Genomic DNA, 15,107 nt, shown 5'->3' with positions numbered 1-15,107 from the left:
ACCCGCTATGATCGATGCCCGACGGTCTTCTTCTCCGCTATCGCGCTCGCCGCCACTGTCATCTTCTGGCTCTGATCAACGAGTCCTGAGCCTAGCCAAATCTAGAGCTATATAATGCCATGCCTGACACGACGGACCGTACCGCATCCCCAGAGAACCAGCCCGAGCCGAAAGTGCAGGTATCCCCCGCAATTCCGGCACTGTTCTTGTATGATGCGCCCGAACTTGCTGCATGAGAGGTGGCTCGGCAAATCTGGACAGGCTGTTAAGTGGAGTTTCTGCCTGAAGGCGGCAAGCATGGCTTCCGAACAGGAGATAAGATGACGAAGCGAACACGCCGGAACCACAGCCCGGCCTTCAAGGCCAAGGTGGCCCTGGCTGCCGTGAAGGGCGAGAAGACGCTAGCCGAGCTGGCGCAGCAGTTCGACGTTCTCCCGAACCAGATCACGATCTGGCGCGGCCAGTTGCTAGAAGGCGCAGTGGGGGTTTTCGGGTCGGACGGCCATAGCGAACCGGCGGAGCCTGCGATCGACGTGAAGACGTTGCACGCCAAGATTGGCGAGCTGACGCTGGTGAACGATTTTTTGTTCGGGGCGCTCAACAAAGCAGGACTGTTGCCGAGCGCAAAACGATGATCGAGCGTTCGCATGCATTGCCGGTGACACGGCAAGCGCGGGAACTGGGGATCAGCCGCGGCAGCGTCTACTATCTGCCCAGGCCTACTTCGGCTGCCGACCTCGCGATCATGCGGCGGATCGACACGTTGCACATGGATTTCCCGTTCGCGGGCAGCCGGATGTTGCGCGACCTGCTTGCCGCTGAAGGCGTCAAAGTCGGCCGCCTACACGTCTCCACGCTGATGAAGAAGATGGCGATCGAGGCGATCTACCGGCGACCGAACACGTCGAAACCGGCGCCGGGTCACAAGATCTATCCCTATCTGCTGCGCAAGCTGGCGGTGATGCGGCCCAACCAGGTGTGGGCGACCGACATCACCTACATTCCAATGGCGCGGGGTTTTGTCTATCTGATCGCCATCGTCGACTGGTTCAGCCGGCGGGTGCTCAGCTGGCGGCTGTCGATCACGATGGAAACCGATTTCTGCATCGAAGCTTTGGAGGAAGCGCTAACGCGCTTCGGAGCGCCGGAGATCTTCAATACCGATCAAGGCAGCCAATTTACGAGCATGGCGTTCACCGCCGTCTTGCAGCGCGAGAAGATCGCAATCAGCATGGACGGCCGCGGCGCCTGGCGCGACAACGTGTTCGTCGAGCGCCTCTGGCGCTCCGTGAAATACGAGGAGGTCTACCTGCGGGCCTATGGCTCGGTCAGCGAGGCCCGCGCCTCGATCGGCCTTTATCTGGCCTTCTATAACGGCCGACGGCCGCACTCGTCGCTTGACCGCAGGACGCCCGATCACGTCTACTTCAACCGGCCGCTTCTCGCAGCGGCATGATACCGGCGGACGCTCCACTTAGCAATCGCGCCGAGCTGTTCAAATGAACCGAGCAACCTCTAACTTTTCCACGTCGACGATCAGATCATGACGCCATCCCGTTTTAAGAAGCGCATGGAGGTCCGCGTAAGTTATCGGTGGCGCAGGTCTGTCGACGACGACTGGACGCACGGTGTCATCGCTTTCCGCCACGAAGTTTCCGATCGTTCCGCATTCCTGACGCCTACGTACAAGCGGAAGCCGAGCGCGGCCAAGCGGGAAGAGGACGAGCAGGACCGGATCTACCGGATCTGGGAGATGTTGAGGCGCGGCGCTGCATTCGGTCCACGAATATCTACGAACTAGGGGCGGCGGCGAGGACATACCGGAAACCTACGAGGCAACGACCGACGAGCATCTCGGCGGCCTAAACAACTTCAGTACGCAGTTCTGGCGGATCCAGTCCTGACTTCCCCTAGTGGTCAAGCAGATCGTCGGGAGCGGACCACCCTCCGCACGGCTGCTGATGCGGCGCTGCCGTGCCCCGTGTAGGACAAGCCCCATGAATTCCACTAGCCCTGAGACGCCTGCGGTCCCGGGCGATCACATTGATGTCGGCATCATGTAGGCTCCCTTATCGCTCGGCGTCGGCTCAGACGCCCAGCATCGATTCCAAGCGCGACGCCGGCTGCCCGTATTAGCCTCAACGGTTAGGCAACAACGCTGCGTGCCGATCTTTTATCGCGTGATAAACTGGGCTTTGCAGGACGCTGCTCTCGCTCCAAACGGTATCATGCTTGACCTCAATCGAACCGTTGCTTGCACCGAACTTGGAAGCCACATTTTCGCACATTGCGATCCAGATTGGCTCGATCATCTTTGTATTGCCACCCATTACGGCTTCTGTGGTCCCTAGGAAATCCCAGCGAGAGAAGCGCTCAACCGCGGCTGTTTCAAACACCCAGAGATCCGCCAAGGGAGGCTTGACGTGTGCGCTCCTCAAATCAGCCTGACTCGGCTTAAAGTCGGAAATTCGCCCGATCCAGAATGATCGGCGGCCGGCCAAGAAATGATGCTGATTCACGAAGACAGCGTAATCGCACAGTTTGTCAATCAGCTGCGCCTCGAGCTTTCGAGCATCCTCCGCTGCGTCTACGGCACGATTTTCTACCCAACGAACAATATCATCTATTATATCGTTTGATCGCGATGGATCGCGGCGATTTATACGGTTGCGCGCTTCCCGCAGCTTTTTCCCGTCATTCGTCAAATATATACGTGCGATCTTGCGGATGGCACGATCTTCTGGCGATTCATAATTCCGTTTTAACGTTTGCGCAGTGAACGAGTGGGCGACTGCAGGTATGGGCAGGCCGACACTATCGATGTGTAGGGGAGGCAGCGTGAAACTGGCAAAGTCGTCGAATCCCACCCGTGAGAAAGGCTTAATTTTCGCCACCCCAGTAAACGCTAATGTCGAACGAGTTTTCCAGGTCTTTGCCTCGGGTACAACACTCGCGCCACCATTCTTCAATAGGTCATGCATCATGCCCATCAACCCGGTGCCGTTTGGCAGCACCCGGTTATGCGCGACAGATATGAATACTCGGAAATAGTTAAGGTGCCAAGGGCCAACGCCGTCTCTAACGGGCAGTTCCGAAAAGGTGTCCACGCCTGTTGCTCTCCAAAGCTATAACGTTGGCCGTTGCTGTTCAGATGCTGAACGATGGCATTGCTCAAGACAAGACATAACCGGCAACCAATGAACGCGGGAGGCTGGTCGCTACCCGCAGGCACCCAAGGCCCTAACAAGGAATGGATAGAACCGAGAGTGCCACATGGGGCCAGCAGGGAGCTTACTCGATAACGTCCGCGATCCGTTCGGCTTTGATGACGCTCGCGATCAACCGAACGCCGTCGCGTGAGGCGAAAGGTCGCGCTTAGCGAACTCCGCCTCGATCGGTCCCAGCAGACTTCCGGGAACGTCCTGCATGCACTGGAAGTAGGCCGTCTGCACCTCGTCACGCTGAAGTTCGGGCAAGATTTCCGCGATCAGAGGGTGCGTTTCAGAGAGCTGTTCAGCGTCATTGCGCATCGACACGGGTGCGTGCTCCATGAGAACAAAGGCAAAACAGTGAGACGACGAAGTTAACGTGCCGTCGAACAGCCGCCATTGGATATGTGCGGTCGTGAGCTAAGGGGGAGGCCGAAAACCTCCCCTGCCCGTTACCGTCATTCCGCACGTATATGATGCGGGACAGAGCCAATGCGGTGAACGCTTCCGAAGCGCAGGACAGTCTTTTCGAACAACGCTGGACGTGCGCCTGAGGACTATGAACACCTCGCGCACGCGATCTAAAACGTCGTTTATATAAGTGGCTCTTCTAAGATAACGACTATCCTTTTTGCGAGAGTAGCAGTGCTGAAATTTAAGTTTAAAAGTTTTCGAATAATAGCACCGAACTCTGGCTTGCTTCTAACGTTAATCGTCACGTTCGTTCTGGCCGAGCGCAGCCGTATTCTAATGGTAGTCACAGGGCCTCGGCAACGATATTGCTACAGTTCGATAATTCGCTACAATTACTGCAAATACGGCGCGGACATCTCGATATTCGCGTTGATGCGGCTCACCCGGTATCGGCGTTAATCGGCATCGCAGGATCGTTAGTCCCTCTGTTCGTCGATGGACTTGAACCAGACCATGTCGGCCTGCCAGCCGCGTTCGGCAGCCAGCGATACGAGGCGGTCGCGCCAGTCTGCGCCCCGGGCTCCGAGGGGGGGCGCGACGACCGCTGGGTCGAACGGCGCCCGGCCGGTGATCAGCAGCAGACCGGACCAGCCCTGATGGTCGAGATCAATCTGAAGACGATAAGTGTCGGTACCAAGATCGGTAATCGGCACACCGTTGCGAGAGCTTGCCAGTTGCGCCCGGAACGCGGCGCGATTCGGGATGAGCAAGTCGATCTTGCCGGAGGGTTCTAGGCCAACGAGCGTGAAATCAGTTCTCGGATCCTGAACCGCGACCTTGACGATAGCATTGGCGGCGACGGTGCCGGCATAGGCGGTATCGCCAGCTTGGCGACGCATCTCGAACTTGCGTTGCGCGACCGACAGACGCGTATCGTCCGGCGCGCCGATCTGACGATAGGCGTCGAGTGCCGCGCAGCCCGCCGGAGTGATCGGCGCGACTTCCGAAAAGTCGAGCAACGCACTGTTGCCGCCCTGCGATGCAAGCGCGTGGCTGATCTCGGCCTGCGCGGCCGACGGGTTGCCGGCAACGCCGGTGAGCGCGATCTGTGGCTGATCGCGCCCTTGCGTCACGCTGACGATCCGAAGCCACGTGCAGCTGACCGACGGCAGCGCCGCGGCGACCGCGCTTCGGACGTCGGCGACGCCGTCGATTTCGGGTTTGGCGGCGGCAATCGGCCTTACAGTCGGTGTAGAGCGATCACGAGTGACATAGACAACCGTCGATAACAGCAGGATCAGGGTAACGATCCCCCCGATGATCCACCGGGCGTAGGATGTGGTCGGCGCCGGTGCGGGTATCGGCGTCGCTTCGATCTTCGCGATCTCTGCCAGCACTTCGACCATCGAGCCGAGCCTCTCGGTCGGATCGGCCTTCGTCATCCGGGCGAGCAGCGGCCGTAACACGTCGGGCGCCGGCGACAGGTCCGGGCCCGCTCGCCGCTTGTCGACTGCATCGACCAGCGAACCGCCGAGCCCGACGTCTCGCCCCGCTGCCACTGCCAGGATCACGAGCGCCAAGCTGTAGACGTCGGTCCACGGCCCAAGCCGGCGGTTGAAGTCGCCGAGTTGTTCGGGTGCGACATAGCCAAGCTTGCCCGCGAACCCGTCGCCGACGATCGTCGCGGTGCCGGGGTCGAGATCCTTGGCGATGCCGAAATCGATGATCTTCGCGCGGGCGAGATCGCCGCCGCCGAGCAGGATGTTGTCGGGTGAGATGTCGCGGTGGATCGCGCCGAGTGCATGCGCCGCCTGAAGGCCCGATGCGAGCCGCCGCAGCACCGCCACCAGCGCTTCAGGCGACGCATCCACCGTCTTCAGTACGTCCGACAGGTTGGTGCCGTCGATATACTCGGTGACGATGTAGAGCACGCCGAGCTGCGGCTCCTGCGCGAGCACGCGGTATTGCACCACCGCCTCGTGGTGGAGATGCGTCAGCGTCCGCGCCTCACGGCGGAACAAGGTGATGACGTTCTCGTCGGCGGCGAGCGCGGGCAGCATCACCTTGATCGCGACCCGCTCGTCGGTGATGACGTTAGCGCCCTCGAACACTTCGCCCATACCACCGCGGGCGATGAACCGCTTCACTTCGAAGATATGGTTGAGGACGTCGCCGACCTTGATGCTCTGCGCTGCCGCGCGCGGGGCGATCGGCGCGAGCGTCGGTGGCGCGGACCCGATCCCGGCACCCGCCTCGAAGACGGTGGCCGGGTCAGGCTGGAGCGGCAAGAACACCGTACGGCCGTCGTCGACCGGTCCGCCATCAATGGGCGGGTCCGTCTCGTCGCTCACGAGAAACCACCCGGCACCGGCGAGAGCGACAATAGCGTCGGCTCGCCGGTGCCGACCACGATCACGGTGACGTTGTCGGGGGCGCCGCGCTCTAGGGTCAGCGCGATCAATCGGTCGCGGATCGCGGCCTTGCCGTCGGCTGCGGCGAGCATCGCGGTCAACTCGGGATCGCTCACCTGTCCGGTCAGCCCGTCGCTGCACACCAGGAACACGTCGCCGGCTTCCGCCGCGTCGACCACGACATCGACCTCGAGCGTCGGCGTAACGCCAACCGCGCGTGCCAGGACATGCGCACGCGGGTGCGCTGCAGCCTCATGCGGCTCGAGCAGGCCACGATCGACCAGTTCCTGCACCTGGGTATGATCGCGCGTGAGTTGATAGAGGACCCCGCCGCGCAGCAGATAGGCGCGGCTGTCGCCCACCCAGACCACGCCGAATTGTCCATCGCGGACGAGCAGCGCGGCGACGGTCGTGCCCATCTGCTGCCCGCGTGCCTGCGCCTCTTCCCATATACGCGCATTGCCCGCGTGGATCGCCGCGGCGATCTCCCGGCAGGCCTGGTCGAAATCATCCGGCAGGGCGGCGTCATTCAGCGCCTTCGTCAGGACCTGCGACGCCCAGTCACCGTGCGCATGGCCGCCCATACCGTCGGCGACCGCCCACACGCCATCCGCACCGCGATCGCAAAAGCTGTCCTCGTTGGCGCGACGGACCATGCCGACATGCGACGCGGCAGCGCCCTCGGTGCGCAGCGTGCGGCCGCTCACGATGCCGCCGGAATAGCGGGGGTTAGCATCTTCGGGATAAGCTCAGCCGGATAGGCGTCAAGCCGCTCGCTGGACGCAAATCCCTCGCCGCCCTCCGTCCACCACCGGTTCGACCGGTCCGTCGGGCTCTGGGAGAGGATGAGCATTTTGGCCTGGGCGACCAGCGCATCGGCGGTCCAGCCACCTCCGATAGCATCGTACAGCAACCGCTCGCACGCCTCCGCTGCCGCCGCGTCGGCCGCACCGGTCACCACGATGAATATCGGAAAACGTCGCCCGACCGCATCCTGTGACGCCGCGAGCGCGCCGGATATGCCACCCTCGGCGGCGTCGATGACACATCGCCAGGGCGGTGCGCTGTCGAACCGGGTTTGGAACGCCGGACCATGCACACTCCGCGCGTCGGCCAGCGACGTCGAAAGCCAGGTATCAAGCGCATCCCTCTCGTCCGCATTCCAGCCGCGCGAGACGAAGTCGCCATGCGCGGGCAGCTTGCCGAACAGGCACGTGCGGACCGGAGCGGCACTCATAGCGCACCTGGGCAGCGGAACGACCACAGGCCGCCCCTGCTGAACGGGTTGCGATCGCTCGGCAGGCCGACGAGCAACGTCGCCGAACGACCGCCGTCGCCGAACCGCGCCTTGATCGCCCGCTGCCCGGCATTCTGCTTGTCGGCCTTGTCCATCACCCGGAACAGCGCCCAGGGGCCCTCGGCGTTCCAATGCGCGATCTCAGCGCCGGGCTTGGGCTCGCTGGTCGGGTCGGTCTGCGCCGGGCCGGGGCGATACAGCACCACCGATGCCTCGGGCAGGCCACCGCTGGCGGACCACAGCAGCGGCTTGGCGCCGTTGATCGACGGCGTGAAGCGATAGCGCGTGCCGCCGCTCGCGATCTCGACCATGCCGACATCGCTGCCGAAGCTGGCCACCGAAACCTTGATCGGCAAACCGCCGACGAGCAGATCGCGCAACTGGCCTGCCTTGGCGAACGCCTCCGGGCTCGACGGGTTGAGCGATGCGGTGATCGGGTCCTCGCTGCGCCAGCGCCACACCGGACCGTCGGTCTGCATCAGCGCCTTCAGCCGCGTCTGGACGAAGCCGTCGACGACGCCGCCCATCCCGAACACGCGCAGCGCATCAACCATCGACGCATCCTGCGCGGACGTCGCGAAGAAAGGGTAGTGCTCCTGGGCAACCTCCTGGCACGCCGGCAGGACAGTCTGCGCATAGGCATCCGAGATCGCCCCCTTGGCCGCGCCGATCTGCGCCGAAGCGCCACCGCCGGTCGCGGTCGAGACGAACCCCTGCAACTGCGGCGGGGCGCCCGCCGCGGCGGCCTTGACCGACGCCATCGCCGTCGCCATGCCGGCCTGCGTAGCATCCGCACCACCGCCGCCGCCGACCGACTGCGCCGCCATCACCGCCTGCCCGGCCTCCTTGAGCGCCGCGACGAATTCATCGACCGGTGCCGTTCCGCGTCCGTCCCCGGCATAGTCCTGAAGCGGCTGGAAATACGCGGCGATCTCCTCGCCCGCGTCGATCCCGGACGCGCGGTCGCGGCTCGCCTCCTGGGCGAACCGCCCGACCCGCGATCGGTTCAGGCCATAGCGGGTCGCGCGTGCAAGCCCGGCCTTCGCACCGCCCTCGAAGATGGTGTTCTTGCGCAGTTCGAGCAGCACGCGCTTCAGCGGCGACGGGCTCTTGGTGAACGCGCCGAACGCGACCGGATCACGGAAATACGGACCCGGCTGCAACGTCTTGAGCACGCCTTCCCACGCAGCGATGTAAGCCTTGGCGTAGAGCCCGGCGACACCCGGTCGGACGTTGCTCATCTCGTCGCGCACGCCACCGTTGCCGGCATCTCCGCCCAGCACCCACAGGTCGCGCTTCAGGTCCTGCTGCACGGTCGCAAGCCCGACCATGTACGCGCGCTCATAGCCGGCGCGGGTGAAGAAATACGGGATGCGCGCAGTGAGCACCTGCTTGGGATTGGCGAAGGCGAGCGCATCGCCCTGCGACAGGATGTTCGCCATCTCCCAAGGCGCGCCAGCGCTCGCCGCCTTCTGCCGCAGCACGGCATAGGCACGATCGGCGAGCGACAGCGTCTGTACCGCCGCCCGCGCCTGCGCGACAAGCGCTCCGTCGAGCGGCGGCTTCCGGTTCGGCCAGACGCTCGCCATGTCGGTATCGCCGAGCAGCGCACCGAGATGCTGCGCCAACTGGTCGCGCTCGCCCTGGCTGTCGGCACCCGGATAGACCTGCGTCGCCCAGTCGTTCGTCACCCAAGCGCGCACCGTCTTGGCATCCATCGGGCCCTGCTGGCCGAGCATCAGGTACACTTTGAGCGGTTCATACAGCCGCATCGGATCCGCACCATCGGTGCGCATCGCCGTCTCTAGCCGCAGCAACAGGCGCGGCAGCATCACCCTGCGCAACGCCTCGCGGTACGTCTCCTCCGCCTCGCGGCTGAGGCTCGACTGATACAGCCCGAACGTCATCGCGAGCGGCGGCCCGCCGGCGACGCGCGCAGCGTAACCGCGGGGCAGCGTGCGCAACGCGTTCAGCCCCGGCAACGCCGCACGCAAATCGGCATCGCCGTCACGGACCTGACGGAGATCGACCCCGGCGTCGCGAAGCTGTGCCTCGGCCGCCCCCGCCTTGGTTGCGAGATCCGCCTGAAAACTGCGGTTGCGCGCATAGCTCACGCCCCATGCGACGAGCACCAGCGCGACAGCGATCCCCAACCCCGCGATCGTCCCGATCAACCGACTGCGCATCCGCGCCTTCGCCCGAGGGTCGGTGCTCACCAGCCCAGCCTCGGGGAACATCACCTCGCCGAGCAGCCGGTTAAGGAAATAGGCGCGTCCGCTCGAGCCCGATGCGGCGGCGGGCTGGTCGTAGACCTCCGCCATGCTCGCCATGATCCGATCGAGCGGTGCGCCCTCCTGCAACCCGCTCGTCAGGTAGAAGCCGCGCAGCACGCCGGCGGGCTCGTCTCCGGACACGAACGCACCGTCGAGAAACCGCATCAGCCGCGCCCGCAGCGAGCGCAACTGTGCCGGAAGCCCGAGCATCAGCGCGCGGCGGCGCGGATCGCTCTCGTCGAACAGCCGCTTGGCCTGGCGGTCGGCGATCGCCTGCGCGATTTCGTCGAACGCCTTGGCCAGCGTCTCGGCATTGGCGCGGCCGTCGCCGAAGGTGAGCGTGCTGCCAAGCACCGCCCGCCTGCCCTCGACATCGAGGTCGTCGAAGAATTCGGTGAAGCCCGCCAGCAGATCGGCCTTGGTCAGCACCACATAGACCGGTGCCGCGACCTCCAGCGTCCGTCGCAGCTCGACCAGCCGGCGACGAACGGCGCGCGCGTGCGCGTCGATCTTCGCGCAATCGCTGCGGACGAGTTCGTCGATTCCGATCGCGACCATGACGCCGTTGATCGGCTGGAGTGGCCGGTGTTTCCGCAGCAGCGACAGGAACGCGTTCCACCCCGCGGAATCGACCGCATGATCCGAATCCTGCGTCGTGTAGCGTCCCGCCGTGTCGACCAGCACAGCTTCGTCGGCGAACCAGAAATCGAGGTTGCGCGTGCCGCCGACGCCGCGCACCGCCTGTTCGACGAACGGAAAGCGTAAGCCCGAATTGAGCAAGGCGGTGGTCTTGCCCGATCCCGGCGGGCCAATGATCACGTACCAAGGCTGCTTGTAGAGATAGTCGCGCCGCTTGCCCGCCGCACCCTTCAGCCGCGATAGCGCCTCGGTCATCCGCTGGCCGAGCGCCTTGCCCTCCGCGTCGATCGCGTTGGGACCGGCGAGTTCGGCCGCGATCGCATCCGCCGCACGCCGCGTCCGCCGCCGCCGCAGGAACGCCGCGAGACCCCAGATCAGCGCGACCCCGACGACGCACCCTATGCGCACCCAAAGCGGCCGCATCGCGCTCACGAACAGTGGCAGGCCGAAGCCAAGCAACGCCGCGAGCAGCACCGCACAGGTGATCGTGACCGCCCACCAATTGCTAAAAAAGCGTCGCATCACTGGATATCCTGTCAGTAGCGCCGCGGCACGACGATCTCGACGCGCCGGTTCTGCGACTTGCCTGCCGCACTGTCGTTCAACGCGATCGGCACGGTGTCGCCGAGCCCCTTGGTGGTGACGCGCCCGGTCTCGCTCAGTTCGGTGCGGACGATGTCGCCGACCGTTTCCGCGCGCGCCTGCGACAGTGCCATGTTGTCGGGGAAGGCGAGTGACGCGACCCGGTCGCTGTCGGCATGGCCCTCGACCAGCACGTCGCCCTTCTCGTCCTCGATCGCGCGGCCGATCCGGTGGAACAGCGGCTCGCGCCCCGGCTCCAGCACGTCGGAACCCGATCGGAACAGCTGGCCCACCGTGGTGCGGACGCGCACCGTCTGCGCATCCTCCTCGACCACCACCAGCCCTTCGCGGATCTCGGGTTCGAGGAAGCGCTTCAGCTTGCTCGCCTGCGCGCTGTCCGCGGTGGCGATCGCCCCGCCCGGCCGCGACAAAGTCAGACGCGCCTCGGGCCGGAGCGCGGCGAGCCGCTGGCCGGGCGTGTCGCCGCTCGACATCAGCATCAGCCGCAGCACGATGAACACCAGCAGCAACAGCCCTGCCGCGATCGCCGACGCCAGCGCGATCATGCTCCAGAGGCCGAGCTTGCCGACCGGGGCGGTCTCGCCCCGCCAGCGCGGCGACAGCTCGGTGGCGGACTGCGACCGGACATGCGGCAACGCGCCCTGCAGCCGCGCCATGATCTCGTGTAGTCGGCGGCGGCCATCGGGCATGACCCGGAACCGGCCTTCGAACCCGGCGGCGAGGCAGGCATGGTACAGCTCGATCAGCGCGTAATTGTCGTTCGGCAGGCGCAGCATGTCGTCGACCAGCTGCCAGAACCGGTCGCCGCCGATATTTTCCTGGAAGAACAGCACGACCATCGATCGCCGCGCCCATTCGGCGCCATCGGTACCGATCGCCGGCAAGTTCTGCGCAACGTCGTCGGTAGTGGCGCAGACGGCGTATTTCGCGCGCTGGCGGGTTTCCTCCGAATAATGCGGTGCGATCGCCTGATCGAACCGCGCGATCGCCTGGCTCGCCTGGCGGTGGAACTCGGGCATCGCCAGCCGCACCCGCCCGCTGCGTACGCTCGCGACCAGCGCAAGCACCGGCTCGGCTTCCGCCAGCATGATGTTGCGCACGACTCGCGGCGTCGCCGGCAGCGGCACGTCGTCTTCCGCCAGCCGCGACGGAGCCAGCCCCCCGCCAGCAGACGGCATACCGGTCCGCGACAATGGCGGCGGCGTGCCATAGCCGGGATCGGCAGGCGGAAACCCCGCTGGCCCACCGCCCCCCGCTGATGCGAATGGCGGCGGCGGGAATGACGGCGGCGGCGGCGGCGGCGCGCCCTGCTTCAGGCCCTGAAGCGGCGACGGGCGAAACACGGTCTTGCCGCCATTGCCGTCCTCGACGCTCACCGTGCGGCTCGCTTCACGCACCACAGCTCCATCCGGAGCTGTGGCCAGTCACCCGCGACATGCAGGCCGAGCGCGGGGGCCGTGGCAAAGTCGCGCCAGTCGGGGACGCCGCGATCCAGCTCGAAATAGACATGCCCCGGCAGCACGCGGATCTGCGGCGGCGGTGTCGGGGTATGCCGCAGGGGCACGCCCGGGAGCGCGGAATCGACGATCTGCCGCATCTTCTGGACGGTGCCGATCTTGGCGATCGACGGGAAGATGCTGCGGATTTCCTCAACCGGCGACGCGGCGGATACCGCGAGGTAGAAATAGCCGGTCTGGAACAGGTTGTGATCCGTGATCTTCGAGACGTATGCCCCCGGCCCTGCCTGTTCGAGCGGCAGCTGCACCGCGGACCGGTCGAACATCGCCGACAGCATCGACTGCAACAAATCGATCACCGGCTCAAAACAGGTCTGCGGATTCTCGTGATCGTAGCGCGGCAGCGGTGGCGGCCGGCGTTCGGGGCGGATCAGCGTCGCGAGTTCGCCCGCCATCGCGATGAACGATTCGTACAGCCGCTCGGGATGCACCGTCGGCAGATGCTGGAGATGCGCCAGCACCGGGATCCAGCGGTTTAGCGCCTGCAGCAACAGGAAGCTGACGAACGTGTCAGAGCCGCCATCGGTCGCCTCGACCGCGCGCAACGCGAGTTCCTCGGCGCGCTGGTCGGCACGGCCCCCGATGTCCGCAAGCGCGCCGCGCAACCGCAGCGACGCGGCGATATCGAGCGTCGGCGGAATGAAGCGGTCGTCGAACATCAACCGCCGGTTCTGCACCTCTCGAACGCGCGCAAGGCCGAGCGTGACCCGGCCGTACAGCTGGTCGCGAGTCACGCCGAAGCGCAGATTGGGGCTGCCGAACTCGATCGGCTCGGATGTGCGATCGTCCGAATAGGTATCCGACACTTCCGCCTCCGACACCAGGAACCGTGCTTCGAGCGCACCGCCCTCGGCATCGCGGAACTGGACCGCACCCGATTGCTGCGCTGGCAGCGTGAGCGCGATCACCGCGTCGCGCGAATCCGTGGGCACGTCGAGCGGCGGTGGCGGCGGGAGGTCGTCGGGGATCGAGAACGGCGTCCCGTCGGGCATGACGCCGGACGCGCGGACGACGCCGAACTTGCCCAGAGTCGCTAGATCCTCATCTAGGACCAGTTCGGTCAGACCCCAAGGCCAAGGTCGAACCGAATCGACTCTCGCCCGGATCAAACCATCGATGAACCGATCCTGCGCCTGAAAATGCTGCGGCCGCAGGAACATACCTTCGTGCCAAGCGACACGGTTCTTGCCAGCCAATGATCCGCCCCCGTTTCGTTACGTCAGGGCACACGCTGCGCCACTGGGAAACTCTTGCGGTTATTGCGCCGGCGGGGCTTTCAGACAATAACTTTCTTCGCGTGTGAGGTTTGAAGGCGATCTGGATTGGACGACAGCGACGATGACGACCTATCGTTCGATCCCCGCCGCTGGGGCATCGACCGACCAAGTCCCTCACCTGTACAGTCGGTTACGCCCTCATCCCCGTCGTTCGATCCGCGAAGCTGGACGACGAACGATGCCAAGCCCACCTCAAAGGCCGCCCCCGTGGCCCCGCGCCCCGCACCCTGCCGCGCCGTCTTGTCGCACGTCGGTCCGGCCGTGATGGCGGGGCTTGCGATAGCGTCGGGCGGTGCGGTCCTGGCCATGCTCGATCGCCCGGCGACGACGGCACCGCAACCGGTCGCGGTATCGATTGCACGCTCCGGCACGGTGTCCGCCGGTCGTCGCATCCTCACCGTCGCGGGCGCCGACGCGATCGGCCCGAGCCTCGTCGCAGCCGGCGTCGACACGATCGAAGCCGACGACGCCGCCAGGCGCGCGCGCGGCGTCCTCGGCCCGGGGAGCGACGACGTCCGCCTCGTATTCGATATCAATGCCGGCCATCTCGTCCGGCTCGACGCCACGCGCGAAGACGGTGCGGGGATCGCGTTGGCGCACGGCGGCGACGGCTTTACGCAGCAGACGCTGTCCGCGCACCTCGTCCGGCGGTTGACGATCGTCCGCGGCGAACTCGATGCGCGCGATTTCTACAGCGCGGCGGTCGCGGCGGGGGTCAACGACACGCTCGTCAGCGACTTCGCCAACGCCTTCGCGTTCGACTTCGATCTCCAGCGCGAAGTTGCGCCCGGCGACATCTTCGAGGCAGGCTTCGAACAGCGTTACAGCGCCGCCGGCAACCCGGTCGGCGTGCCGGTTCTCGTCTACGCCTCGCTCGAGACCGCCGCCAAGTCACGCGCGCTCTACCGGTTCGAGACGCCGGACAAAAATGGTGCGACCGGACCCAAATGGTACGATGCCAATGGCCGCAGCACGGTCCGTACGCTGATGCGGACGCCGATCGACGGCGCGCGGATATCGTCACCGTACGGGATGCGCGAACACCCCGTGCTGGGCTTCATGAAACTTCACCGCGGGACCGACTTCGCCGCGCCGACCGGCACGCCGATCTTCGCCTCCGGCGATGCGGTCGTCGAGTTCGCCGGGTTGAAGGGACCGAACGGCAACTTCGTCAAGCTGCGCCACGACAATGGCTGGGAGACGCTCTACCTCCACATGAACCGGATCCTGCCCGGCATCATCGCAGGCGCGCGAATCGTGCAGGGTCGCCAGATCGGCGAGGTCGGCACCACGGGCCGCTCGACTGGCCCGCATCTGCATTACGAAGTCCATATCGACGGCCAGCCGACCGATCCGCTCGCGCTCCAGATGGGCAAGAGCAGCGAGGCGCTGACCGGCGCTGCGCTGAAGGCTTTCGATGCGCTGCGCGACCGCGTCGACGCCCGGCGAAGCACCGCTAACTGACGC

10 protein-coding genes are annotated in these 15,107 nt (G+C 65.3%); 2 read left to right on the top strand and 8 right to left on the bottom strand.

Annotated features, from left to right (window positions below):
• The first annotated feature begins 320 nt into the window (after positions 1–320).
• Positions 321–1,456 (top strand): IS3 family transposase gene (locus BM244_RS21615; protein WP_093400981.1). Its coding sequence is split into 2 segments (ribosomal slippage): positions 321–588 and positions 588–1,456, totalling 1,137 coding nucleotides; the frame shifts between segments, so codons are not numbered across the junction.
• Between the two features lie 682 nt (positions 1,457–2,138).
• On the opposite strand, the gene BM244_RS22915 is transcribed toward BM244_RS21615, so the two are convergent.
• From BM244_RS22915 to tssK, 8 genes are all read right to left on the bottom strand, one after another.
• Positions 2,139–3,107 (bottom strand): hypothetical protein, encoded by a 969-nt coding sequence (locus BM244_RS22915; RefSeq protein WP_139227072.1) that lies wholly within the window; start codon positions 3,105–3,107, stop codon positions 2,139–2,141.
• A 231-nt stretch (positions 3,108–3,338) separates the two neighbouring features.
• The gene (locus BM244_RS21605) at positions 3,339–3,536 is read right to left on the bottom strand and encodes a hypothetical protein (protein WP_139227070.1); all 198 of its coding nucleotides are present in this window, start codon (positions 3,534–3,536) and stop codon (positions 3,339–3,341) included.
• Positions 3,537–4,099: 563 nt separating this feature from the next.
• Positions 4,100–5,974, bottom strand: coding sequence for a serine/threonine-protein kinase (locus BM244_RS21600; RefSeq protein WP_093400978.1), 1,875 nt, complete (start codon positions 5,972–5,974; stop codon positions 4,100–4,102).
• Complete coding sequence (locus BM244_RS21595; protein ID WP_254784743.1) at positions 5,971–6,741, bottom strand: PP2C family protein-serine/threonine phosphatase; 771 nt, start codon at positions 6,739–6,741, stop codon at positions 5,971–5,973. The genes BM244_RS21600 and BM244_RS21595 overlap by 4 nt, the downstream gene beginning before the upstream one ends.
• The gene (gene tagF / locus BM244_RS21590; protein WP_093400977.1) at positions 6,738–7,271 is read right to left on the bottom strand and encodes a type VI secretion system-associated protein TagF; all 534 of its coding nucleotides are present in this window, start codon (positions 7,269–7,271) and stop codon (positions 6,738–6,740) included. Before tagF ends, BM244_RS21595 begins: the two co-directional genes overlap by 4 nt.
• Positions 7,268–10,765, bottom strand: a complete 3,498-nt coding sequence (tssM, locus tag BM244_RS21585) for a type VI secretion system membrane subunit TssM (protein WP_093400976.1) — start codon at positions 10,763–10,765, stop codon at positions 7,268–7,270. The genes tagF and tssM overlap by 4 nt, the downstream gene beginning before the upstream one ends.
• A 14-nt stretch (positions 10,766–10,779) precedes the next feature.
• Positions 10,780–12,243, bottom strand: coding sequence for a type IVB secretion system protein IcmH/DotU (gene icmH / locus BM244_RS21580; RefSeq protein WP_093400990.1), 1,464 nt, complete (start codon positions 12,241–12,243; stop codon positions 10,780–10,782).
• A complete protein-coding gene (tssK, locus tag BM244_RS21575; RefSeq protein WP_093400975.1) occupies positions 12,219–13,559 on the bottom strand; it encodes a type VI secretion system baseplate subunit TssK in 1,341 nt (446 codons plus the stop codon). The genes icmH and tssK overlap by 25 nt, the downstream gene beginning before the upstream one ends.
• A gap of 288 nt (positions 13,560–13,847) precedes the next feature.
• Here tssK and BM244_RS21570 point away from each other — a divergent pair, with 288 nt between their 5' ends.
• Positions 13,848–15,104, top strand: coding sequence for a M23 family metallopeptidase (locus BM244_RS21570; protein ID WP_139227068.1), 1,257 nt, complete (start codon positions 13,848–13,850; stop codon positions 15,102–15,104).
• Positions 15,105–15,107: the final 3 nt, after the last annotated feature.

Origin of the sequence: Sphingomonas sp. OK281, assembly GCF_900115295.1 — a bacterium.
Taxonomy (GTDB): Bacteria; Pseudomonadota; Alphaproteobacteria; order Sphingomonadales; family Sphingomonadaceae; genus Sphingomonas.
The sequence above is the reverse complement of the archived record's forward strand: the minus strand, read 5'-3'. Positions and strand labels throughout refer to the sequence as shown.

Coding starts and splice junctions, on each gene's coding strand:
- tssM (WP_093400976.1), bottom strand. CDS start 10,765: ATGCGACGCTTTTTTAGCAATTGGTGGGCGGTCACGATCACCTGTGCG.
- tagF (WP_093400977.1), bottom strand. CDS start 7,271: ATGAGTGCCGCTCCGGTCCGCACGTGCCTGTTCGGCAAGCTGCCCGCG.